General features: G+C 69.5%; 21 protein-coding genes. 10 read left to right on the top strand and 11 right to left on the bottom strand.

What is annotated here, in order from left to right:
- Positions 1-28: 28 nt before the first annotated feature.
- From nrdR to CAP_RS45685, 8 genes are all read right to left on the bottom strand, one after another.
- A complete protein-coding gene (gene nrdR / locus CAP_RS27890; RefSeq protein ID WP_044246560.1) occupies positions 29-490 on the bottom strand; it encodes a transcriptional regulator NrdR in 462 nt (153 codons plus the stop codon).
- 7 nt (positions 491-497) lie between these two features.
- The gene (fabF, locus tag CAP_RS27885; RefSeq protein WP_044246558.1) at positions 498-1,742 is read right to left on the bottom strand and encodes a beta-ketoacyl-ACP synthase II; all 1,245 of its coding nucleotides are present in this window, start codon (positions 1,740-1,742) and stop codon (positions 498-500) included.
- An 86-nt stretch (positions 1,743-1,828) separates the two neighbouring features.
- A complete protein-coding gene (acpP, locus tag CAP_RS27880; protein ID WP_044246556.1) occupies positions 1,829-2,077 on the bottom strand; it encodes an acyl carrier protein in 249 nt (82 codons plus the stop codon).
- Positions 2,078-2,327: 250 nt separating this feature from the next.
- Positions 2,328-3,074 carry a 3-oxoacyl-[acyl-carrier-protein] reductase gene (gene fabG, locus CAP_RS27875; RefSeq protein ID WP_044246614.1) on the bottom strand — a complete coding sequence of 249 codons (747 nt, stop codon included), beginning with the start codon at positions 3,072-3,074 and terminating at the stop codon, positions 2,328-2,330.
- Between the two features lie 61 nt (positions 3,075-3,135).
- Positions 3,136-4,080 carry an ACP S-malonyltransferase gene (fabD, locus tag CAP_RS27870; protein ID WP_063748763.1) on the bottom strand — a complete coding sequence of 315 codons (945 nt, stop codon included), beginning with the start codon at positions 4,078-4,080 and terminating at the stop codon, positions 3,136-3,138.
- Between the two features lie 156 nt (positions 4,081-4,236).
- Complete coding sequence (locus CAP_RS27865) at positions 4,237-5,238, bottom strand: beta-ketoacyl-ACP synthase III (RefSeq protein ID WP_044246552.1); 1,002 nt, start codon at positions 5,236-5,238, stop codon at positions 4,237-4,239.
- A gap of 35 nt (positions 5,239-5,273) precedes the next feature.
- Positions 5,274-5,474, bottom strand: a complete 201-nt coding sequence (gene rpmF, locus CAP_RS27860; protein WP_044246550.1) for a 50S ribosomal protein L32 — start codon at positions 5,472-5,474, stop codon at positions 5,274-5,276.
- A gap of 4 nt (positions 5,475-5,478) precedes the next feature.
- A complete protein-coding gene (locus CAP_RS45685) occupies positions 5,479-6,231 on the bottom strand; it encodes a YceD family protein (protein WP_052376124.1) in 753 nt (250 codons plus the stop codon).
- A 185-nt stretch (positions 6,232-6,416) separates the two neighbouring features.
- Between CAP_RS45685 and CAP_RS27850 the strand changes: the two genes are divergently transcribed.
- Positions 6,417-7,835, top strand: a complete 1,419-nt coding sequence (locus CAP_RS27850) for a hypothetical protein (RefSeq protein ID WP_231511729.1) — start codon at positions 6,417-6,419, stop codon at positions 7,833-7,835.
- 538 nt (positions 7,836-8,373) lie between these two features.
- Here the strand turns inward: CAP_RS27850 and CAP_RS27845 are convergent.
- Both CAP_RS27845 and pyrR read right to left on the bottom strand, forming a co-directional pair.
- Positions 8,374-9,324, bottom strand: a complete 951-nt coding sequence (locus CAP_RS27845) for an aspartate carbamoyltransferase catalytic subunit (RefSeq protein ID WP_081865325.1) — start codon at positions 9,322-9,324, stop codon at positions 8,374-8,376.
- Positions 9,321-9,875: a bifunctional pyr operon transcriptional regulator/uracil phosphoribosyltransferase PyrR gene (pyrR, locus tag CAP_RS27840; RefSeq protein WP_044246547.1), complete on the bottom strand. Its 555-nt coding sequence runs from the start codon at positions 9,873-9,875 to the stop codon at positions 9,321-9,323. The genes CAP_RS27845 and pyrR overlap by 4 nt, the downstream gene beginning before the upstream one ends.
- 274 nt (positions 9,876-10,149) lie before the next feature.
- Between pyrR and nadE the strand changes: the two genes are divergently transcribed.
- From nadE to CAP_RS27795, 9 genes are all read left to right on the top strand, one after another.
- The gene (nadE, locus tag CAP_RS27835; RefSeq protein WP_044246545.1) at positions 10,150-11,124 is read left to right on the top strand and encodes an NAD(+) synthase; all 975 of its coding nucleotides are present in this window, start codon (positions 10,150-10,152) and stop codon (positions 11,122-11,124) included.
- A 111-nt stretch (positions 11,125-11,235) separates the two neighbouring features.
- Entirely contained in the window at positions 11,236-11,499 is a 264-nt protein-coding gene (locus CAP_RS27830) for an acyl carrier protein (protein WP_044246543.1), read from the top strand.
- A 78-nt stretch (positions 11,500-11,577) separates the two neighbouring features.
- Complete coding sequence (locus CAP_RS27825; RefSeq protein ID WP_081865324.1) at positions 11,578-13,194, top strand: class I adenylate-forming enzyme family protein; 1,617 nt, start codon at positions 11,578-11,580, stop codon at positions 13,192-13,194.
- Positions 13,194-15,215 (top strand): asparagine synthase (glutamine-hydrolyzing), encoded by a 2,022-nt coding sequence (asnB, locus tag CAP_RS27820; protein WP_044246541.1) that lies wholly within the window; start codon positions 13,194-13,196, stop codon positions 15,213-15,215. The genes CAP_RS27825 and asnB overlap by 1 nt, the downstream gene beginning before the upstream one ends.
- A 580-nt stretch (positions 15,216-15,795) precedes the next feature.
- Positions 15,796-16,005, top strand: coding sequence for a ribbon-helix-helix domain-containing protein (locus CAP_RS27815; protein WP_044246538.1), 210 nt, complete (start codon positions 15,796-15,798; stop codon positions 16,003-16,005).
- A gap of 232 nt (positions 16,006-16,237) precedes the next feature.
- A complete protein-coding gene (gene lepA, locus CAP_RS27810) occupies positions 16,238-18,040 on the top strand; it encodes a translation elongation factor 4 (protein WP_044246535.1) in 1,803 nt (600 codons plus the stop codon).
- Between the two features lie 20 nt (positions 18,041-18,060).
- Positions 18,061-19,596: a M16 family metallopeptidase gene (locus CAP_RS27805; protein ID WP_081865323.1), complete on the top strand. Its 1,536-nt coding sequence runs from the start codon at positions 18,061-18,063 to the stop codon at positions 19,594-19,596.
- The gene (locus tag CAP_RS27800; RefSeq protein WP_052376122.1) at positions 19,593-20,885 is read left to right on the top strand and encodes a M16 family metallopeptidase; all 1,293 of its coding nucleotides are present in this window, start codon (positions 19,593-19,595) and stop codon (positions 20,883-20,885) included. The genes CAP_RS27805 and CAP_RS27800 overlap by 4 nt, the downstream gene beginning before the upstream one ends.
- A gap of 255 nt (positions 20,886-21,140) precedes the next feature.
- On the top strand, positions 21,141-22,400 hold the full coding sequence (locus tag CAP_RS27795; protein ID WP_231511728.1) for a PAS domain-containing protein: 1,260 nt from the start codon (positions 21,141-21,143) through the stop codon (positions 22,398-22,400).
- A 71-nt stretch (positions 22,401-22,471) separates the two neighbouring features.
- Here CAP_RS27795 and CAP_RS27790 read toward each other — a convergent pair whose 3' ends face one another.
- A complete protein-coding gene (locus CAP_RS27790; protein ID WP_081865321.1) occupies positions 22,472-24,061 on the bottom strand; it encodes a lipase maturation factor family protein in 1,590 nt (529 codons plus the stop codon).
- Positions 24,062-24,097: the final 36 nt, after the last annotated feature.

Raw genomic sequence — 24,097 nt, 5'->3', positions numbered from 1 at the left:
GCGCTGGCATCGGAGGAGACCGGATCTACTAGGGCGTCTTGGCCTTCACAAGCTTGCCGAGCTCCGCCATGAACTGGTCGATGTCCCGGAAGGACCGATATACACTGGCGAACCGGACATAAGCCACCTCGTCCAGCCCCCGGAGGTGCCGCATCACCCGCTCCCCCAGCTCGGCCGAGGTGATCTCCCGCCGCTCGGACTCCTGGGCCTCCCGCTCGATGGCGTCCGCCATCGCCTCGAGCTGCTCCGTCGACACGGGCCGTTTGTTGCAGGCGATGCGCAGCCCCCGGCCCAGCTTCTGCCGGTCGAAGGGCTCCCGGCGGCCGTCCTTCTTGACCACCGTTGGCAGAATGTCCTCCACCCGCTCGTAGGTGGTGAAGCGCCGCTCGCAGGCCGCGCACTCCCGCCGCCGCCTGATGACCTCCCCTGCGCCACCCGCGCGTGAGTCGATGACCCGATCTTCGAGGTGGCCGCAAAAGGGGCACTTCATGGGAAGATCAGTCCTTGAAGCGGGAGAGCACCAGCGACACGTTGGTCCCCCCGAACCCGAAGGAGTTGCTCATCGTGTGGTCGAGCACGCGCTCCCGCGCCTTGCCCGAAACGAAGTCGAGCGTGCACTCCGGATCCTGGTTGTCCAGGTTGATCGTCGGAGGTACCACCCCCTCCCGCAGCACCAGCGTCGAGAGCGCCATCTCCACCGCGCCTGCCGCGCCGAGCAGGTGACCCATCATCGACTTGGTCGAGCTCACCCAGAGCTTCTTCTCCCGCGCGTGATCGCCGAACAGCGAGAGGATCGCCCGCGCCTCCTCCACGTCGCCCTGGCCCGTCGAGGTCCCGTGCGCGTTGATGTAGCCGATCTGATCGGGCGCGAGCCGCGCGTCCGCGAGCGCCATCTTCATCGCCCGCTGCGCCCCCTCACCCTCGGGGCTCGGCTTGGTGATGTGGTACGCATCGCAGGAAGCGCCGTACCCCGTCACCTCCCCGTAGATCGTCGCCCCCCGCTTCCGCGCGTGGGTGAGCGACTCCAGCAGCACGCACCCCGCGCCCTCGCTCATCACGAACCCATCGCGATCGCGATCCCAGGGCCGGCTCGCGCGCTGCGGCTCCTCGTTGCGCCTGGAGAGCGCGAACATCGCGCTGAACCCGCCGACGCCGAGGCCGGTCACGGTCGCCTCCGCGCCGCCTGCCAGCATGATCGAGGAGCGACCGCGGCGAATCCACTCGAACGCCTCGCCCACCGAGTGCGCGCTCGACGAGCAGGCGCTCGTGTTGCAGTAGCTCACCCCGCGCAGGTTCAGCGCGATCGCCACCTGCCCTGCCGCGAGGTTCGCGATCACCGTGGGGATGAAGTAGGGGCTCACCTTGGAGGTCCCCTTGTCGTGGAGCGTGAGCGAGTGCTGGTACAGGTACTCGAGCCCGCCCAGCCCGACACCGATCAGGGTGCCGCACTCCTCGCGGTCCTCCTCCGTCAGCTCGATCGCCGCATCCTTCATGCAGAGCTGCGCTGCGGCCAGGGCGAGGTGGGCGAAGCGGCCCATCTCCTTGACCTTCTTCTTCGGCATCCACTGCTCGGCGGAGAACCCCTTCACCTCACCCGCGAAGCGGGTGGGAAACTGGGAAGCATCGAAGAGGGTGATCGGACCGATGCCCGACTCACCCGCGACGACCGAGCGCCACGTCTCCTGCGTCCCGATGCCGTTCGGCGTGACGAGCCCGATGCCCGTGATGACTACGCGTTCCATGGGTATTTCCCAGCAAGGGGCCGGGCAGCACGGGGCCGGACGTGAAAGTCAGGGCACCGGCTCGGCGGACCCCCATCCGGCAGACGTTACTTCTTGGTGTTGGCTTCGATGTAGTCGACGGCGTCCTGGACCGTCCGGATCTTCTCCGTGTCTTCGTCCGAGATGTCGATCTCGAACGCCTCTTCAAACGCAAGCACCAGCTCGACGAGGCCCAGCGAATCAGCGCCCAGATCCTCGATGAACGTCGCTTCGGACTTGATGTCCTTCTCGTCGACGTCGAGTTGCTCCTTGATGATCCGCTTCACCTCGGCCGTGATGTCGCGCCCTTCTGCCATGGCATCCTCTCCAGCAAAAATCGGGCTCCCGATCAAGTCCAGGGGCCTCGCCGTACAATCAAACGAAGGCTGACCGACCCGTCGAACCGGGACAGAGCCACACGTTCGCGGGCCCCTACTAGCCCATCGTTGACTTCACTGCATCACAGAAATCCGGAAGCATCTTCTTTTACGTACGAGTTACGTACGAGTTACGTACGAGTTACGTACGAGCGCGCGATCGCATGACAGACTTCTGCCGCGCACGCGCTTACACGTACATCCCACCGTTGACGCGTAGCGTCTGCCCGGTGATGTAGCTCGCCTCGTCCGAGCACAGGAACACCACCGCCGCGGCCACCTCCTCGCCGCGGCCGATGCGCCCCAGAGGAATGCCCTTCAGCATCGCCTCCTTCAGCTCCGCGTTGAGCGTGGCGGTCATGTCCGACTCGATGAACCCCGGCGCCACCGCGTTCACCGTGATCCCCCGGCTCGCATACTCCCGCGCGAGCGACTTGGTCACCCCGAGCAGCGCCGCCTTCGTCGCCGCGTAGGCCGTCTGCCCCACGTTCCCCATCTCCCCCACCACGCTCGACAGCAGCACCACCCGCCCCTTCCGCGCCCGCATCATCACCTTGATCGCCGCCCGCGAGCAGGCAATCGCCCCCTTCACGTTCACCGCGAAGAGCCGATCCAGCTCCTCCTCCTTCAGCCGCAGGAGCAGGTTGTCGATGGAGATCCCCGCGTTCGCCACCAGGATGTCCAGCCGCCCCAGCCGCTTCGCCACCTCCGTCACCGCCGCCTCCGAGGCCGCCATGTCCGCGAGATCGAACCCCACCGCCTCGGCCTTCCCGCCGCTCGCCGTGATCGCCTCGACCACCGCCTTCGCCTCCGCCTCGCCGCGCACGTACGTCAGCACCACGTGCGCGCCTTGCGCCGCGAGCGCCTCCGCCGCCGCGCGCCCCAGCCCCCGCGACCCACCGGTGACGATCGCCACCTTCCCCGTCATCCCGAACATCGACATCGAGCCTCCACTACCTCAAGCGCCCGCAGACGCCATCAAACGCCAGCCAGCGCCCTCACGCAAGAAACGCCCCGACCCGCTCCACGCTCGCCGGATCGTTCACCCCGTGCACCGCGATCTGCTTGGAGATCCGCTTCACCAGCCCCGCGAGCACCTTCCCGGGCCCGATCTCCAGCGCGTGCGTCACCCCCTCCTCCGCCATCCGCTCGATGGTGCGCAGCCACTGCACCGGGCTCGCAACCTGCTCCACGAGCAGCGTCCGCGCGCGCCCCCCGTCCACGTTCGGCGCCCCGTCCACGTTCGCGACCACCGGGAACGCGAACGCCCCCATCTCCGTCTCCGCGAGCGGCCCTGCCAGGCGCTCTGCGGCCGGCTGCATCAGCGCACAGTGGAAGGGCGCGCTCACCTTCAGCATCACCATCTTCCCCCCCTTCTGCGCGACCAGCTCCCCCACCCTGCCCACCGCGCTCCCGTGCCCGGCGATCACCGTCTGCCCCGGCCCGTTGTAGTTCGCCGGCGACACCACCTCCCCTTGTGCCGCCGCCGCCGCCTCCGCGCACAGCTCCCGCAGCGTCGCCGCATCCACCCCCATCACCGCCGCCATCGCCCCCTCCCCGGCCGGCACGGCCTCTTGCATCGCCGCGCCCCGCAGCCGGCACAGCCGCACCGCGTCCTCCAGCGAGAGCGCCCCCGCCGCCACCAGCGCGCTGTACTCCCCGAGCGAGTGCCCCGCCGCGAAGGCAGGTCGAGGCAGATCCGGGTACCGCTCCCGCAGCGCCGCCAGCGCCGCGCAGCTCGCCGTCACCAGCGCCGGCTGCGTGTTCCGCGTCAGGGTCAGCGCCTCCATCGGCCCCTCGAAGCACAGCGCCGAGAGAGGCTCACCGAGCGCGGCATCGGCCCTTGCGAACACCCCACGGGCCGCCTCGGAGGCCTCGGCCAGGGCCTTGCCCATGCCCACCTCTTGCGCACCCTGCCCAGGAAACAGCCATGCAATCTTCACGGCCCCGCCGATTAGCACGGGCCGACCCCTTTGCGTACTCGGCTCGCGCCTCTCCCACCCGGTACGGATCCCTGGCGCAGCGCTCCACACGAGGGCACGGGGTAGCGACCATCGGGAGCGTAGGGACCGAAGGCCCCTGCTCCAGGGTACGCAGTACTACATCCGGACCAGTGCCGCGCCCCAGGAGAGGCCGGCGCCCAGCGCGCAGAGCAGCACGCTCTGGTTCGGCTGGATCCGACCGTCGCGCACCGCCTCATCCAGCGCGATGGGGATCGACGCGCTCGACGTGTTCCCGTACTCCTCGATGTTGAGCACGAACTTCTCGAGCGGAAACCCGAGCCGCGCCGACACCTGGGTGATGATCCTCAGGTTCGCCTGGTGCGCGACGACCCAGTCGAGCTCCGCGCTCCTCAGCCCCGACGCCTTCAGGGCCAGCGTCGACGCGCTGGTCAGGTTCTTGATGGCGGACCGGAAGATGTCCTGCCCCACCATGTGCACCTTGTTCCGCTTCCCTGCGAGCCCCTCTGGCGTCGCCGGCTCCGCGGTCCCCCCTGCGGGCACGATGAGCGACGTCGACAGCGCCCCGTCCGAGAACAGGCACGTCGACAGGATCCCCCTCCCGTCCCCGCGCGCTGGCCCGAGCACCACCGCCCCGGCCCCATCCCCGAACAGCACGCAGGTCGTCCGGTCTTCCCAGTTCACCAGCCGCGACAGCAGCTCCACCCCGATCACCAGCACGCACGTCGCCGTCCCCGTGGCGATGAACTGATCCGCGATCGTCATCCCGTAGAGGAACCCCGCGCATGCCGCCGAGATATCGAACGCCGGAATCTCCTCCGCGCCGAGCTTCTGCTGCACGTGCACCGCGCACGACGGCACCGGCGTATCGCCGCTGATCGTGCCCACGATGATCATGTCGAGATCGGCGACGCTCAGCCCTGCGGCCTCCAGCGCGTGACGCGCCGCGGCCGCGGCCATGTCGCTCGTGGTCTCGCCGTCTGCGGCCAGATGCCGCCGCCGGATCCCGGTACGATCCGTGATCCAGGCGTCCGAGGTATCGACGACTTTTTCGAGATCGACGTTGGTGACCACCCGCGCCGGCGCGTAGTGCCCGGTGCCCAGGATGCGGCTCCGGGGCGTCGGCGTTGGGGTGCTCATGAGCGCTCGTTCAAGGCAGGAAGGCGTCCGGTCGGCTAGCTCGTGCTGCCGCCCTCGTCGCCCGTGGGGGCAACCTTCCGGCCGTTGTAGTGCCCGCAGGCCCCACAGGCGCGGTGCGGCAGCCTGGCTTCCCCGCAGTTCTCGCAGGAGATGACCTGCACCGGGGTGACCTTGTCGTGTTGAGCGCGCCGCATGTCGCGCTTGGGGGGAGTCTTCTTCCTCTTCGGGACAGCCACGGGGCTACTCCTTCTTGCTCTTCTTCGACGCCACGTCGGGCATCTCTTTCAACGTCTCTTGGAACGTCTCTTTGGTCAGCGAAGGAACGGCGCCCGTGAAACCATTCGCTCCCTTGTGGGGACCGAATGCGCCAGGGGCACGACCCGAGCGCTGAGCAAACCTGTCGCGGAGGTCGGCAATCGAGGCCGGACGCTCCTCGGGAGGCTGCTCCGAGGCGAGCGGTGAGTCACCCTCCTCCGCAGACCCCGGCACGGCGGGACGGATACCCGGACATGCTTCCGAGCACAAGGGGAAGCTTGGGAGTTCGAGCAGGATTGCTTCCCTGACGAACGGATCCAGGACCACGACCTCCCCGTCGTAGACATCGTGGTCCGCCTCCTCCGAGGTGAACTCGTACTCCTGCTCCTTGTCCCCCTTCGCGGGCTTGCGCCCCTCCCGCGCGCCTGCCCCCTCCCCCTGGCTCCCCGGACGGGCAGCCTTGGCGGGCAGGAGAAACAGCGCAATCTCGGTGTCCACCGCCGCCTTCGCCGGCCCCAGACAGCGCGCGCAAGGCACGTTCAGGTCTGCCAGCACCCGCGCCCGGACCACGATGTCCGTCGGCCCCGACCGGGAGAGCCGACCGCTCACCTTCCCGGCGGACGTCGCCTTCGCCTCCGCGTCCGCGAGCTCCTTGTCCAGCCACTCCACCGGGAGGGCGGCATTCACCGGCGTCCCGGTGATGTCGATGTCATTGGCAACGAAGGAGAGCAGCGGCATGGCGACGGGCGCCCCCGGGGAGCTGACCGCTCGGAAGCGGCGGACACGGACCGGAGCTGCAACGAGGCGCGCTGACGGAGACCGGGGGGGAGAGTGCCTAGCGCGAGGTGGCCCCGCTCGCAAGCCTTTCGATCGTCCGGGGAGCTTCCACCGCCATCCCCCATGGTAGCGTGCCGCCCCTCTCGATGACCCCCAAGCGCCAGGCCGACCCAGCGCCCGTTCCAGCGCCCGTTCCAGCGCCCGTTCCAGCGCCCGTTCCAGCGCCCGTTCCAGCGCCCGTCCCAGCGCCCGAAGACCGGCCGTCCGGCATCGCCGAACTCACCGCCCAGCGCACCGACCGCGCCCGCCGCCGCCTCCTCATCGCCGCTGCCCTCTACACCCTCACCACGCTCCTCTACCTCGTCACCGCTGCCCGCGAGCGCCTCGCCGCCCACACCCCCTTCAACCACTTCGCCCTCCTCGCCGAAGCCTGGCTCCATGGCCGCCTCGATCTCGGCGGCCCGCCCCCCGCGTACACCGGCAACAACGACTTCGCCGTCTTCGCCGACAAGGTCTTCGTCAGCTTCCCCCCCTTCCCCGCCGTCCTCATCGCCCCCCTCGTCAAGCTTGCGGGCAGCGCCGAGCGCGTGCGCGACGGCCAGTTCTTCATCGCCCTCGCCGGCATCGCCCCGGCCGTCCTCTTCCTCGCCCTCGAACGCCTCGCCCCCCGCACCCGCCGCACCCAGCGCGACAACGCCGCCCTCGCCCTCTTCTTCGCCCTCGGCACCGTCTACTGGTTCAGCGCCGTCCAGGGCACCGTCTGGTTCGCCGCGCACGTCGTCGGCGCCGCCCTCGCCTGCGCCTACCTCTACTGCGCCATCGACGCCGCCCACCCCCTCGCCGCCGGCCTCGCCCTCGGCCTCGGCTTCGCCACCCGCACCCCCCTCGGCTTCGCCGCCCCCTTCTTCCTCTGGGAGGCCGCGCGCATCGCCCGCGCCGGCGACGACCCGCGCCGCCTCCCCCGCCTCCTCTGGCAGCTCACCCTCTTCGCCATCCCCGCGGCCGCCGTCCTCGCCCTCCTCCTCTGGCACAACCACGCCCGCTTCGACGACCCCCTCGAGTTCGGCCACCGCTACCTCGCCATCGGCTGGCGCGCCCGCATCGAACGCTGGGGCCTCTTCTCGTACCACTACCTCCCCCGCAACCTCGCCGTGGTGCTCACCTCCCTCCCCTACACCGAGGTCAAGGGCGCCCCCTTCCAGATCAACGCCCACGGCCTCGCCCTCTGGCTGACCACCCCCCTCTACGCCTGGGCCCTCTGGCCCCGGCGCGCGACCCCCCTCTTCTGGGCGCTCGCCCTCACCGCCGCCGCGGTGATGCTCCCCTCGCTCCTCTACCAGAACAGCGGCTGGGTCCAGTTCGGCTACCGCTTCTCCAACGACTTCGCCCCCTTCCTCTTCGCCATGATCGCCGCCAGCGGCCGCCCCCTCCGCGCCCCCTTCTACGTCCTCGGCGCCGTCGCCATCGCCATCAACGCCTTCGGCGCCCTCACCTTCCAGCGCCCTGGCCACGAGCGCTTCTACTTCTTCGAGCGCACCCAGCAGGTCCTCCACCAGCCTGACTGACCTGCTCCCTCCTCCACCATGACGGACGCCTCCCCCTCCCTCTTCGCCCCGCGCCCCTCCCTCATCCCACCCTCCCCCTCACCCCACATGTATCTTCCCTGACCCTTCGCGCGTCCTCCCTCACCCCCCGCGCGCCCTCCTTCACCCTGAAAACGCCTTCCCCGAACAGGATCGCGCAACTCCCGAGCAGGAAAACAAAACTCCCGACCACGTCGGACGAAACTCCCGACCACGTCGCCGGAACTCCCGACCACGTCGCCGGAACTCCCGACCACGTCGCCGGAACTCCCGACCATGTCGCCGGAACTCCCGACCAGGTCAGTCCCAGCTCCCGACCACGTCAGCCCAGCTCCCGACCACGTCGGCCCAGCTCCCGACCAGGTCAGCCCAGCTCCCGACCACGTCGCCGGAACTCCCGACCACGTCAGCCCAGCTCCCCACCCCACGCCCTCCGCCTCCACCATGGCGGACGGCGCTCCTGTCGTATCGGCCTCTCCCCCCTCACGCCAGCTTCTTCCCCCTCTCGCCCCGGCCTCCCTCACCCTGCTGCGGGCGGCGCCTCACTGGGCTCGGCGGCCAGCATCCACAGCACCGCCATCCGCACCGCCACCCCTGCCTCCACCTGATCGAGGATCACGCTCTGCTCCCCGTCGGCCACGGCCGGATCGATCTCCACCCCCCGGTTCACCGGCCCCGGATGCATCACCATCGCATCTGGCCTGGCCAGCCGCAGCCGCGCCGCGTTGAGCCCGAAGACCCGGCTGTACTCCCGCGACGTCGGCAGGAACGCCCCCTGCAGCCGCTCCCGCTGGATGCGCAGCATCATCACCACGTCAGCCCCCTCCAGCGCCGGCTCCAGCCGGTGGAACACCTCTGCCCCCAGCGACGCCGCGGCGGCCGGCAAGAGCGTCCGCGGCCCTGCCAGCCGCACCTGCGCCCCCAGCGCCTTGAGCAGGTGCACGTTCGACCGCGCCACCCGGCTGTGGAGGATGTCCCCGCAGATCGTCACCGTCAGCCCCTCCACCTTCCCCTTCTGCCGCCGGATGGTGAACGCATCGAGCAGCGCCTGCGTCGGGTGCTCGTGCATCCCGTCGCCCGCGTTCACCACCGCCGCCCGCACCCGCGGCGCCACGTGGTGCAGCGCGCCGGACGCCCCGTGCCGGATCACCAGCACATCGGGCTGCATCGCTTGCAGGTTCTGCACCGTATCGAGCAGCCCCTCCCCCTTCGTCGTGCTCGACGTCGAGGGGCTGATGTTGATCACGTCCGCGCTCAGCCGCTTCCCCGCCAGCTCGAACGACGTCCGCGTCCGCGTCGACGCCTCGAAGAACAGGTTGATCACCGTCTTGCCGCGCAGGGTCGGCACCTTGCGCACGCTGCGGCGCGACACATCGAAGAACGACTCGGCCGCGTCGAGAATGGCCACGATCTCCGCGCCGCTCATCCCCTCGATGCCCAGCAGGTGCCGGCGCTGGAACACCCGCCTCACGCCCCGCCCTCCTTCGCCGCGCGCGCCTCACCCGAGGCCGTCGACAGCGTCCACAGCTCCCCGTCCCGCTCCACCACGTCCACGTGCTCCTCCGGCGGCACCACCGCCGCCCGCACCACGTAATCGGGGTGGATGGGCAGCTCCCGGCCCCCCCGATCGAAGAGCACGAACAGCTCGATGCGCCGCGGCCGCCCGTAATCGAGCACCGCATCGAGCGCCGCGCGAATCGTGCGCCCCGTGTAGAGCACATCGTCGATGAGCAGGATCCGGCGCCCCTCCACCGGAAAGGAAATGTGGCTCGGCCCGATACGCGGGTTCGGCAGCGCCGTCGCCGCGTCGTCCCGGTACAGGGTGATGTCCACCTCCCCCACGGGCGGAGCGTGCCCTTCCAGCTCCAGGAGCAGCGCCGCGATCCGCCGGGCGAGGACCTCTCCCCCCCGGCGGATCCCGATCAGCGCCAGATCCTGGATGCCACTGTCACGCTCCGCGATCTCTCCAGCCACACGCCGCAAGCCGCGCGCGATCGCCGGCGGGTCCAAGAGGGTTGCCATCGCGACGGCAGGGCTAGCACGTGCCCGCCTCGCGCAGAAGCCCGCCTCGCACAGAAGCCCGCCATGCGCAGACGCCCACCTCGCGCAGAAGCCCGCCTCGCGCAGAAGCCCGCCTCGCACGGAAGCCCGCCCCTCGCCGCTCCCGTCTGCGTCGGACCGCTGCGACAGCCCCGATCCATGGCGCAGCACAGGGTTCCGGAATTCCCGGTGAGGGGTTCCCCTTTCACCCCTGTTTCCGTTAGGCTCTCGGACTTCTCAAGAGGTGGATGGGTCCATGTTTTCTCGAGACGTCCTCAAGATCGATGCTCCGGCTGTGGCGAGCGAGATCGAGCAAGCCATCCGTGATCAGGTGTTCGGCAAGCTGCGCCGCAGAGGCGCCGTGGTCGGGATATCTGGCGGAATCGACAGCTCGGTCGTGGTCACCCTGTGCGCGCGCGCGCTGGGCAAAGACAAAGTCACCGGCCTGTTCATGCCCGAGCGTGACACCTCGGACGACGCCCTCCGGCTCGGCCGCGGCCTCGCCGACCACCTCGGCATCGACGCCGTCGTGGAGAGCATCCGCCCCGCGCTCTCCGGCTTCGGCTGCTATGCCCGCCAGGACGAAGCCATCCGCATGGTCTTCCCCGAGTACGCCGAGGACTGGCGCTTCAAGATCACCCTCCCCTCCATCCTCGAAAGCGACCGGCTCAACGTCTCGCAACTCACCGTGCAGCCGCCCGGCGAGGAGCCCCGCACCCGGCGCATGCCGCTCAAGGCCTACCTCCAGCTCGTCGCCGCCACGAACTTCAAGCAGCGCTGCCGCAAGATGATGGAGTACTACCACGGCGATCGCCTCAACTACGCCGTGGCCGGCACCCCCAACCTGCTCGAGTACGATCAGGGCTTCTTCGTGAAGCAGGGCGACGGCTCCGCCGACTTCAAGCCCATCGCCCACCTCTACAAGACCCAGGTCTACGCCCTCGCCGAGTACATCGGCGTCCCCGAGGAGATCCGGCGTCGCGCCCCTACCACCGACACCTTCTCGCTCCCCCAGGGCCAGGACGAGTTCTACTTCTCGCTCCCCCACGACAAGATGGACCTCTGCCTCTACGCGCACAACCACGGCGTGCCCGCCGCGGAGACCGCGCCTGCCGTGGGCATCACCCCCGAGCAGGTCGAGCGCGTCTACAAGGACATCGAGGCCAAGCGCCGCGTCGCCGAGTACCTGCACGCGCGCCCGATGCTCGTCCACGATCTTCCCAAGGCCTGATCCCCGCACGACGCCCAGGTAACGCCCACGCGGCATGCGGGGCGTTACCTGTGTAGCGTCACCACGCGCTCGACACCCTGAACCCTGAAGTGATAGACGTACCTGCTGAATATGAGCACCGCGACCACTGAATCCACCATCCGCAAGTTCCTGGTCACCTCGTTCGGGTATCGCGGCGCCACCGAAGACCTGGGGGCGGACGTGCACCTGCTCGATCAGGGCATCCTCGACTCCACCGCCGTCCTGGAGATCGTCTCGTACCTCGAATCCGACCTCGGCATCCAGGTCGCCGACGAAGAGATGGTCCCCGAGAATTTCGGTTCAATCGCCCGCTTGACCGCGTACGTCGAGAACAAGAAGAACGGCGCCTCCTGAACGAGCCATTGCCGAGCGAGTCACGGGGTAGCGCTGACGGGCATCGCCTCCTCCCGCACTCGTGGAGCCGAGGACCCCGTGCACACACCCCTCCGTGACCCGCTCTCGGACCGCTTCCTCATCGATCACGCGCTCCGCGCTGGCGCGCAGGCCACCCCCGACCGGCTGGCGCTGATCAGCGAGGGACGAAGGCTCACCTACGCAGAGCTGAATGCGCTGGTCGACCGCTGCGCCTCCACCCTCCGCGAAGCGGGCGTCACCCGCGGCGAGCGCGTCATCGGCGTCCTCGACAACGGCATCGACGCCGTCGTCACCTACTACGGCGCCATCCGCGCCGACGGCGTCCCCTCCCTCCTCCCTGCCAACACCCGCGGCCGCCGCTTCGGCCAGGTCGTCCAGGTCGCCGAGCCCCGCGCCCTCATCGTCGCCCGCAGCGCGCACGAGTGCCTCGCCGCGCTCCCCGACCTCTCCCACGGCACCCCTCCCCCTGCGCTCTTCCTGACCGGAGCGCCAGCACCTGCCGCCGCCGCCGCCGCGGCCGCGGCTACCGCCGCCCCCACCGCGCACCCCCTTCCCGAGGGTCGCGACCTCCCCGAAGCCCTCGCCGCTGCCGCCGAGACGCCCCCTCCGCGGCGCTCCATCGAGCTGGATCTCGCCACCCTCTGCTGGACCAGCGGCTCCACCGGCGAGCCCAAGGGGGTGATGCTCACCCACCAGAACCTGCGCGCCAGCGCCACCGCCATCGGCACCTACCTCGCGCACACGCCCGAGGACATCGTCCTCTGCGTCCTCCCCCTCTCGCACACCTACGGCCTCTTCCAGCTCCTCGTCACCCACCTCTTCGGCGGCACCCTCGTCCTCGAAAAGGGCTTCTCCATGCCCTGGCCCATCGTCCAGCGCCTGGCCGACGAGAAGATCACCGGCTTCGCCGGCGTCCCCACCATCTTCGCCTCCATGCTCTCCCTGAAGAACCTGGCCAAGGCAGACCTCAGCGCCCTCCGGTACATGACCAACGCCGCCTACGGACTCCCAGGCGCCCAGGTCCTCCGGCTCCGCGAGCTCCTCCCCGCCGTCCAGTTCTTCGCCATGTACGGCCAGACCGAGTGCACCCGCGTCTGCTACCTCCCGCCCGCCCTCGCCCTGGAGAAACCCGCCTCGGTCGGCATCGCCATGCCCAACGAAGAGCTCTGGATCCAGCGCGAGGACGGCACCCGCGCCCTCCCTGGCGAGACCGGCGAACTCGTCGTCCGCGGCCCCAACGTCATGCGCGGCTACTTCCGCAACCCCGAGGCCACCGCGCGCGCCCTCCAGCCTGGCGATCTCCCGGGCGAGGTCGTCCTCCACACCGGGGATCTCTTCCGCACCGACGACGACGGCCATCTCTACTTCGTCGCCCGCAAAGATGACATCATCAAGACCCGCGGAGAGAAGGTGAGCCCTCTCGAAGTCGAATCGGTGGTGTGCAGGATCCCCGGCGTGATCGAGGCCGCGGCCGTGGGCGTCCCCGACGCCGTCCTCGGCCAGGCCGTGAAGATCGTCGTGGTTCGGGGAGAGCAGGCCGAGGTCAGCGCCGACGACATCCGCCGCAAGGTCCGCAGCGACATGGACGAGATCGCCGTGCCCAAGTTCGTCGAATTCGTCGACACATTGCCGAAGACGGCGAGCGGCAAGGTCAAGAAAAGCGAGCTACTCTGATGTGCGGTATCGCTGGCCTCATCAACGTACGCCTCGAAGCGCCCCCTCCCGATCGTGACCTCGCCTTGCGCATGGCCCGCGCCCTGCGCCACCGCGGCCCCGACGGCTACGGCATCTACCGCGACAAGCACGTCGCCCTCGCCCACGCGCGCCTGTCGATCATCGACCTCGACGGCGGCTGGCAGCCCATGGCCAACGCCGAGGAGACCCTCTGGGTCTGCTTCAACGGCGAGATCTTCAACTACATCGAGCTGCGCGAAGAGCTCGCCGCCAAGGGCCACCAGTTCCGCACGAAGAGCGACACCGAGATCCTCATCCACGCCTATGCCGAGTACGGCGAGGCCATGGTGGACCGGCTGAATGGCCAGTGGGCCTTCGTCCTCTGGGACGTCACCCGCAGACGCGCCTTCTTCTCGCGCGACCGGGTGGGCATCAACCCCCTCTTCTGGACCGTCCACGAAGGCGTCCTCCGCTTCGCCAGCGAGGTCAAAGCCCTCTTCCAGGACCCCTCCATCCCCCGCGCCTTCTCCCGCGAAGGCCTCGACGAAGCGCTCACCTTCTGGGCCCCCATCGCCCCCCTCACCCCCTTCGCCGGCATTCACCAGCTCCCCCCCGGCTCCGTCGCCACCCTGGACCTCGGGCGCGACACCGAGCCCCGCGTCCAGATCCGCTGGAGGCCCGAGTTCTCCGACGGCGCTCCGAGCGGCACCAAGGCCCGCGGCGACGAAGCCGGAGCCCTCGGCCGCGTCCGCGACGCCCTCCACGGAGGCTCCACCATCCGCCTCCGCGCCGACGTCCCGGTGGGCAGCTACCTCTCCGGCGGCCTCGACTCCACCATCGTCGCCTCCCTCATCGCCTCGAACCGCAGCGTCCCCCTCCGCACCTTCTCCGTGGAGTTCGCCGACCGCGAGTTCGACGAAGCCGAGCACCAGCAGGCAGCGGTCCGGCACCTCGGCACCTCGCACACCGGCACCCGCTGCGGCAACGCCGACATCGCCCGCGTCTTCCCCGAGGTCGTCTACCACGCCGAGGCCCCCCTCCTGCGCACCGCCCCCGCCCCCCTCTACATCCTCGCCGGCCTGGTGCGCTCCCAGGGCTACCGCGTCGTGCTCACCGGCGAGGGCGCCGACGAGTTCTTCGCCGGCTACGACATCTTCCGCGAGGACCGCGTGCGCCGCTTCTGGGCGCGGCACCCCCAGAGCAAGTTCCGCCCCCAGCTCCTCCTCGGCCTCTACCCCTACCTGCAGCGCTCTCCCGTGGCCCAGGTGGAGATGGCCAAGGCCTTCTTCGGCCGCAACCTCACCCAGACCGACGATCCCTTCTACTCGCACCGCCCCCGCTGGGACGGCACCTCGCGCATCAAGCTCATGCTCGACCCCTCCATGCGCGAAGGCATCGCTCCGGACAGTGCCGTCGAGCGCCTCCGCGGCCGCCTCCCCGACGATTACGCCCGCTGGACCCCCCTCGGCCAGGCCCAGTACCTGGAGATCACCACCCTCCTCTCCGGCTACCTCCTCTCGTCCCAGGGCGAGCGCATGATGATGGCCAACTCCGTCGAGGGCCGCTTCCCCTTCCTCGATCCCGAGGTCATGGACGTCGCCGAAGACCTCCCCGACGCCCTCAAGCTCCGCGTCCTCGACGAGAAGTACGCCCTCAAGAAGTCCATGGGCGACCTCCTCCCTCCCGGCGTGCTCCAGCGCCGCAAACAGCCCTACCGCGCCCCCGTGGTGGCCCCCTTCTTCACCCCCGAGACCCCCGCCTACGTCGACGCCTGCCTCGGCGAGGACGCCGTCCGCGCCGCGGGCATCTGGCAACCGCGCCTCGTCAATGCGCTGGTGGCCAAGTGCCGCAAGACCGGCGGCAATGCCATGAGCAACACCGACGACATGGCCTTCTGCGCCATCCTCTCCACCCAGCTCATGGCGCAGGATCTCATCGATGGCGCCCGGCTCCGCGCCCTCGCCGAAGAGCCCACGCTGAAGCTCGGCGTCGACGTCGACCGCCTCCGCGCGAGCGCTTGATTCCCACGGCAGGGGCTCGCGCCCCCGCCCCCCGCCGAGCAAAGCTCGTCGGGGCCCCCCACGCCGCGATCCACCCGCAGTTTCCAGAGCGCTTTGCCGCTTCGGGCCTGACGCCCGTCGCCTCGGGAAGCGGACACTGTCCCCGGCCGTATGGTTGAGTCTCTGACCCCACGTCCCCGCGCTCTCGCGCTCTCGCGCTCTCGCGCTCTCGCGCTCCTGCGCTCTCGCGCTCCTGCGCTCTCGCGCTACCGAGCCCCGCGCCCCACCTCTCCCGCCCCCCTGCCCCCCTGCGACCCCCTCCACGGAGCCCTTCCTGGCCCCCCGAGATCCCGAAAGACCCCTTTCTTTACGGAAGCTTAGGCTACCAGGGGGAGGTGGGAGGCGGGCCGGGGCGACCGGCCATCCCGATTGACATGACACGTACCGGCATCTAGGGTAACGCCTTGTCAGCGTCGCTCTCGGCGCGTTACCCCGACGATCCAGGCCAAGGCCTGCTGATTGGGGGCGCGAGAGCCCTCGTTCCGGGGGCAAAAGCCGGCGGTCCAGGTGTTGCCGCTCGATGTGGACAGGTGGGCGTGGCATGTCGCGCAAGAAAGTCTCGACGACCATCTACATCACGCCCGAGCAAGCCGACCGGCTGAAGCTCCTGCACGAGCGCACCAAGGTTCCCATCGCCGTCTACATCCGGGAGGGAATCGACCTGGTCCTGAAGCACTACGAGCACCACCTCCCGGGCCAGATGACGCTGGACGCTCCGCCCAGCTCAATGACGACCCCCGCCAAGAAGTAACCTCATGGCTACGCACGACGGGGTGCGCTAGTACTGCGTACCCTGAATCCGGGGCCGCCCGGTCCTCCTCCCTACCCGATGGTCGTCCCCCCCTGTTTCCTCGCAGATCGCCGTGCCGGTGGCCGTGCGGGTCGCCGTACAGCCGCGCTGGGATGAGCACGGGGAACCAGCAACGAGACCCCCAAAGCCCTGCGCTGAGAGTGCGCCTTGCCTCTCATGCCAAAGGTCGCTCATGAGCACCGATCCCAAGCTTATCCGTAACTTCTCGATCATCGCCCACATCGACCACGGCAAATCCACGCTGGCCGACCGCATTCTGGATGAGACGGGGGCGCTGACCCAGCGGGAGCAGGTCGCTCAGTTCCTCGACAAGATGGATATCGAGCGCGAGCGCGGGATCACCATCAAGGCCCAGAACGTGCGCCTCGACTACAAGGCGAAGGACGGGCAGACCTACCGGCTCCACCTCATCGACACCCCAGGCCACGTCGATTTCCATTACGAGGTCTCGCGCAGCCTCCAGGCCTGCGAGGGCGCGCTCCTCGTCGTCGACGCCTCCCAGGGCGTCGAGGCCCAGACCGTGGCCAACGTCTACCTCGCCATCGAGAACAACCTCGAGATCATCCCCGTCCTCAACAAGATCGACCTCCCCTCCGCCGACCCCGAGCGCGCCTGCCGCGAGATCGAGGACGTCATCGGCCTCGACACCGAGGGCGTGGTCAAGGCCAGCGCCAAGACCGGCCTCGGGGTCCGCGACATCCTCGAGGTCATCGTCGCCCGCGTCCCGCCCCCCAAGGGCGACCCCGACGCCCCGCCGCGGGCCCTCATCTTCGATAGCTGGTACGACAGCTACCGCGGCGCGGTGATCATGGTCCGCGTCTTCGACGGCACCCTCCGCAAGGGCCAGAAGGTCCGCCTCATGGCCACCGGCCGGGACTACGAGCTCGTCGAGATGGGCGTCTTCGCCCCCCACCCCACGCCCATCACCATGCTCGGCCCGGGCGAGGTCGGCTTCCTCGTCGCCAACATCAAGACCGTCGTCGACACCAAGATCGGCGACACGGTGACCGACGCCGTCCACCCCGCGACCACCCCCCTGCCCGGCTTCAAGGACGTGAAGCCGATGGTCTTCGCCGGCGTCTTCCCCACCGACTCCGCGCAATACGAGGACCTCCGCGACGCCCTCTCGAAGCTCAACATGAACGACGCCTCGTTCGGCTTCGAGCCCGACACCTCCGAGGCCCTCGGCTTCGGCTTCCGCTGCGGCTTCCTCGGCCTGCTCCACATGGAGATCATCCAGGAGCGGCTGGAGCGCGAATACAACCTCGACCTCATCACCACCGCGCCCAGCGTCGCCTACCACGTGTACCTGACCGACGGCTCGATGAAGCGCATCGAGAACCCGGCCAAGATGCCGCCCCCCCAGGCCGTGGATCGCATCGAGGAGCCCATCTACAAGGTGACCATCCACGTCCCCTCGGGCTACGTCGGCGCGGTGCTGGCCCTCTGCCAGGAGCGCCGCGGCGAGCAGAAGGCCCTCCAGTATGCCTCCGCCGACCGGGTGATCATCACCTACGACATGCCCCTCAGCGAGGTCCTCTTCGATTTCCACGACAAGCTGAAGAGCGTGTCCCGTGGTTATGCCTCCATGGATTATGACCTCGTCGGCTATCGCGCCGACGACCTGGTGCGGCTCGACATGCTCGTCAATGGCGACCCCCTCGACGCCCTCAGCGTCATCGTGCACCGCGACAAGGCCTACACCCGCGGCCGCGACCTCGCCGTGAAGCTCAAGGACATCGTGCCCCGCCAGCAGTACGAGGTGGCCATCCAGGCCGCCCTCGGCACCAAGGTCATCGCCCGGACCACGGTGCGGGCCCTCCGCAAGGACGTCACCGCCAAGTGCTACGGCGGCGACATCAGCCGCAAGCGCAAGCTCCTCGAAAAGCAGAAAGAGGGCAAGAAGCGCATGAAGATGGTCGGGAGCGTCGAGATCCCCCAGGAAGCCTTCCTCGCCATCCTCAAGCTGGACTGAGCGAGAGAGCCCGGAGACCCATGCAAGAAGCCGCTCTGCGTGAACCCTCGCCCGCCGGTCGTGGCGAAGCCATCCAGCCCATGCTGGAGACCTTGAACCAGGGCAGCACCCCGCTCTCCCGCATCACCCACGACGCCTCCATCGACTTCGGCCCCTCGCTCCGCGTCGAGCGCTTCCTGCTCGGCAATGGCCTGCGCGTCCTCATCCTCGAGGACCACCACGCCCCCGTCATCAGCCTCCAGACCTGGTTCGGGGTCGGCTCCAGGCACGAGGTCCGCGGCAAGACGGGCCTCGCCCACCTGTTCGAGCACCTCATGTTCGGCGAGACCGAGAACGTCCCCCCCGGCGTCTTCGACCGCACCCTCGAAGAGGCCGGCGCGGAGACCAACGCCGCGACCTCGCTCGACTGGACCTTCTACCACACCAACCTCCCCCGCGAAGCGCTGGAGTCTGCCTTGCGCCTCGAAGCGGAGCGGATGACGCGGCTCATCCTGCGTGACCCCCAGGTCGCCAGCGAGAAAGAGGTGGTCTCGAACGAGCGCCGCCAGCGGGTCGACGACGACGTCGACGGCGCGGTGAACGAACTCCTCTACAAGGAAGCCTTCCGGGAGCACGCCTACGGCTGGCCCACCATCGGCTGGATGGAGGACATCAGCGCCTTCAACACCGCCGACTGCCTCGATTTCTACCGCGCCTATTACGCGCCCAACAACGCCATCCTGGTCATCGTGGGAGACACCACCTGCGCCCACGCGCTCCGGCTGATCCAGCAGCACTACGGGGCCCGCGCCCCCTCCGTGATCCCCGTGGAAGACGTGCGCCCCGAGCCGCGCCAGGTGGACGAGCGGCAGGTCACCGTCAAGAAGCCCACGGTGACGCACAAGCTGGCCATCGGCTACAAATCGCCCGCGCTCGGCGACTTCGATCACGCCCCGCTCGTGCTCCTCAACGAGATCCTCTTCTGCGGCCGCTCCTCCCGCGTCCACCGCGCGCTCGTGCAGGAGCAGGAGATCGTCAGCGAGGTCCGGGGCTGGGTCGGGTCCTTCCGGGACGAGGGCCTCTACGACCTCTACCTGGCCGCCCGCGGCGAGCGCACCAGCGCCGAGGTGCTCGAAGCCCTCGACGTGCTCCTCGACCAGGTCCGGCGGGAGCCCGTGCTCCCCTCGGAGCTCGACCGCGCCAAGGCCCGCCTGGAGCTGTCGCTGCTCCAGGGCATGGAGACCACCTCGGGCAAGGCCGAGCAGATCGGCTTCTACGAGACGGTCCTGGGCGACCCGGGAGCCCTCTTCCAGCGCCTCGCGGCCTACCAGCGGGTGACCCTCGGCGACCTCCTCCGCGTCGCCCGGCGCTACCTGCTCCCCTCCACGCGCACCGTGGTGCACGTCGCGCCGAGCGGCGAGCTTCCCCCGGACGAGGGCGAGGAAGACGACGACGACGACGGCGATAACGACGCGCAGCCCGGCGCTGACGGCGCTGACGGCGCTGACGGCGACGGCGACGGCGACGACGGCGACGACGGCGACGACGCCCTCACGGCAGAGGAGCAGATCCATTGAGCAGCACCCCCATCTTCGTGGAGTCGAGCCGCGCGCTCCCGCTCGTGAGCGCCGTGGTGGCCTTCCGCTCCGGCGCCGGCCACGACCCCGCGGGCCGCGAGGGCCTCGCCCGCATCACCGCGCGCATGCTCCGCCGGGGCGCCGAGGGCTACACGGCGGCCCGCATCGAGGAGACCACGGACTCCCTCGGCGGCGAGCTGAGCGTCGACGTCGGGTTCAGCGCCTCGTCTGTCCATCTCGAGGTGATCAAGCGCTCCCTCGACCCCTTCGCCGGCCTCGGCGCCACCGTGCTCTCCCGCCCCACCTTCGAGGTCCGCGAGCTGGAGCGCCTCCTCCGCGAGGCCGAGGCCGAGATCATCGAGTCCCAGGACCTCGACCAGGTGCTGTGCAGCCGCGCCTTCCGCCGCACCCTGTTCACCAGCCACCCCTACGGCCGCCCCAGCGAGGGCACGGTGCGCACCCTGCGGACCATCACCGGTGACGACGTCCGCGCCTTCTACCGGCAGCACTACACCCGCCGGAACGCCGTGGTCGCCATCTCCGGAGACGTGGACCAGCACGAGGCGCAGGACCTCGTCGCCCGGATCCTCGCCGACCTCCCCGAGGGCACCCCTGCCACCGACCCCATCCCTCCCCCCCTGCAGCGCCCCGGCCGCCACCTGGTCTTCGTGGACAAGCCCGAGCGCACCCAGGCCCAGCTCATCGTGGGCAGCCTGGGCACGGACGCCCACGACGCGGACCACGTCCCCCTCCTCATCGCCAACACCGTCCTCGGCGGCACCTTCTCCTCCAGGCTGATGCAGGAGATCCGGGTGAAGCGGGGCTGGTCGTACGGGGCCTACTCCCACGTCTCCTACGACCGCCACCGGGACGCCTTCTCCGTGGGCTCATCCCCCGCGGCGAACGACGCGAGCGCCTGCCTCAAGCTCACCCTGGAGATGCTCCAGGCCTTCATCGAGCGCGGCGTGACCGAGGACGAGTTCGAGTTCGCCAAGCGCTACCTGATCCGCTCCCACGCCTTCGACATCGACACCGCGCGCAAGCGCGTGCACCAGTCCCTCGTGGAAGCGCTCCTCGACATGCCCGTGGGCTACCACGAGAGCTACGTCGCGCGCCTGGAGGCAGCCACCCTCGCCGAGGCCAACGCTGCCATCCACACCCGCCTCTCCTTCGACAACCTCGTCCTCAGCGTCGTCGGCACCCACGCCGACATCGGCCAGGCCATCCAGGATGTCATCCCCGGCCTGTCGAGCGTCGAGGTCCTCCCTCCCGGCTTCGACCAGATGTAGCGGACGCGCACCCTCACGCCTGCCACGTCCTCACATCGTCGGCGTGCTCACCCCACCATCCCCGCCCTGCGCCCGCATGATGCGCCGCGGTTTCCCGGGTGAATTCAGGGTCTCCACGACAGGCGAGCCCTGACACCGCACGATTCCCGTCGCCCGCGCTTCCCCAGCAGATGCGAGCGGATGGATGATGCGAGCAGGGCTGGCCAGCAGGGAGCACCGTCGACCATGGAGGATGAGGTACAGAACGCAGAGGCTTTGATCGCCCAACTCCGTGCCGAGAACGAAGCGCTGCGGAAGCAGCTCCAGCGCGCGGAGGCCCGACCTGCGCAGCACGTCGACCGGCAGAAGTTCATGGGCCTCAGCATCCTCAAGCCCGCCGAGATCCGGTACGACGCCGAAGGCATCCTGACCGCCTGGTCTCCGGAGGCCGAGCGCCTCCTCGGGTGGAAGTCCGAGGACGTGGTGGGCCGCCCCTTCTGGGAAGTCCTCACCCCGCCCGAGATCCCCCCCGAGATCGTGCAGCTCACCCTCCGGTTCACGCTGACCGGACAGCTCGTCACTGCCCGCAGCCTCACCCTGATGGCCGACGGCCGCACCATCGAGTGCACCTACACCAACACCGTGCTCTGCGACCCTCGGGGCGAGCCGCTGGAGGTGAGCGTCGAGGTCATGGACGTGAGCCAGGACAGCCCCGCGGCCACCCTCCAGCGGAGCCGCGCCTTCCTGGTCGCGCTCCTCACCAACTCCCCCAGCGTGATCTACGTGAAGGACACGGCGTTCCGGTACCTCCTCGCCAACCACCACTTCCTCGGCCTCTTCGGGTTCGACGAGGCGCAGCTCCTCGGCCACGACGACCACGAGCTGTTCCCACCCGAGATCGCCACGGCCTTCCGGTACGCCGACGAGATCGCCCTCGCCGGGGGAGAGCCGCTCCAGGTCGAGGAGCGGGCCATCACCCTGGAGGGAGAACGCACCTTCCTCTCGTCGAAGTTCGCCCTGCGGAGCTCGACGGGAGATCTGATCGGAATCTGCGGCATCAGCACCGACATCACCGCCTCGAAGCGCGCCGAGGCCGAGCGCCTCGCCCTCCAGGAGCAGGTGATCGAGGCCCAGCGCCTGGCCTTGCGCGAGCTGTCCACGCCGCTCATGCCCATCGCCGAAGGCGTGCTCGCCATGCCCCTCGTCGGCGCCATCGACAGCGCCCGGGCGAACGAGATCCTGGAGACCCTCCTCGAAGGCGTGGTCCGCGAGCAGGCCCGCACCGCGATCCTGGACATCACCGGCGTGCGCGTCGTCGACACCCAGATCGCCAATGCCCTGGTGACCATCGCGCGCGCCGTGAAGCTGCTCGGCGCCGAGGTGCTCCTCACCGGCATGAGCCCCGCCGTCGCCCAGACCCTGGTGACCCTCGACCTCGACCTAAAGGACCTCACCACCCTGGGAACGCTCCAGAGCGGCATCACCCACGCCCTCCGCGGCCCCCGCCGGAGCGGCGCCCCCCAGCTACGGCGCTGACCCTCACGCCCCTCACCCCCTTCACGCCCTTCACCTCCCTCACTTCCCCTCACCGCCCCTTCACCGCCCCTTCACCGCCGCGGCCTGTCCGCCCAGCCGTGGGCTTCCAGGAAGCGCGTGAGGTCCGGATCCCCCCGCCTGAGCGGACGCAGGTACTCCCCGAGGTACGTTCGCCTCCAGAACCCTGGCTCCCCCCACCGGGTGAACTCGTAGCGGTACAGCGCCACCCGGATCGCCCGCGGCGGCGTGTCCGGGAAGGGATCGTGGGCCAGGAGCCGCTTCACCCCCCTGTCCCCTTCCAGCAGCTTCGCCACCAGGTGCACGAGCCACGGCTGCCGGTCCACCACCGACTGCGCCGCGAACCAGATCTGCCAGTCCACCCGGTAATGCCACGGCGTGATCAGGCAGGGCCTTCGCGCCACGTCGCCCGGCTTGCAGGGCAGCTCGTAGGGCAACCAGCGCGCCTCCGGATCGTCCGGCGCGCCCGCCGTCCCCTCCAGCACCACCTCGAACCGCTCCTTCCCCACGCTCCCGAAGGCCCCATACGTATTCACCAGCGAGAGCGCATTGAAGGACGTATTCATCACCTGTCGCGTCGAGACCAGGTTGGCCACTGGCTCGACGCTGAGTCCCGCCACCACCACCGCGAGCGCCACCGCCGCAAACCGGTGGTGCCGGGACGGCGCGCGCCCCTCCGCGTCGAGAACGCCGACCAACCCCCGAAGCCGCTCCGGAAACAGCCTGGCCAGGGCTGCATCATCGAAGCACGCGAGCGCTGGAACCAGCGTCAGCCAGTTCAGGAACGACAGGTTCCCGCTCAGGATCAGCGTCCCCTGGAAGACGACGAACAGCCCCCCCGCCACGAGGCGCGCCCGCCGCGGCCCGAACGCGAAGAACGGCGCGACCAGCTCGACGAGGTGATTGAACAGCACCCCCACCTGGTGCACACCGCGCGGCGCCTGGTGCAGCAGCCAGCTCAGCGGACTCGGCACCGGCTGCGTCTCGTAATGGTAGACCAGGCAGGTCAGATCCCGCCAGCACGGGTCCCCCCGCAGCTTGATCAGCCCTGCCCCCAGCATGATCCGCACGATCAACCACCGGAACAGCCAGATCACCACCGCCGGAGGCGGCGCCACGCCCCTCGGCGAAATCGAGCGCACGGGGCACAGAAAGATGGCCAGGAACCCTGTCTCCAGGAGCTGGATCTCCCAGCCATACCCGTAGAAGAGCTGCCCCACCTTCACGAGCGACAGGTACATCCCCCACAGCGCGAGTTGCAGGATCGCATTCGTCGCCCCCCCGAGCGCCACGAGCGAAAGGAGGGCGCCGACCCAGCACCACCCCCGCAGCGCCGCGTCGGTGGGCGTGATCCAGAGAAACAGGGTGGGCAGCAGCGTGAACGCCTCCCCGCGCGACCCCGTCGCAGCGACCACCCGATCGAGGAACCCGACCGCCGGGAGCAGCCCATCCGGCCCGAGGAGCGGCCCCACCTGCGTCGCCGCGGACGCGAACGCCACGAAGTACACGAGGCCGAGCAACCGCAGGATCAGGAAGCGCGTCAGCGCGTACGTCGCCCCCGTGCGCAGCCTCTCGGCGAGCCCCCGGAGCCGTCCGCCCCTCAGCCCCAGCAGCAGTTCTTCGGTGTCGGAGGGCCCGGCCATGTGCTGCCGCAGGATACCGCCCCGACCTCCGACGAT

The organism is Chondromyces apiculatus DSM 436 (assembly GCF_000601485.1).
Lineage (GTDB): Bacteria > Myxococcota_A > Polyangia > Polyangiales > Polyangiaceae > Chondromyces > Chondromyces apiculatus.
Note: the sequence above shows the minus strand (reverse complement) of the source record. Positions and strands in the feature narration are given on the sequence as shown.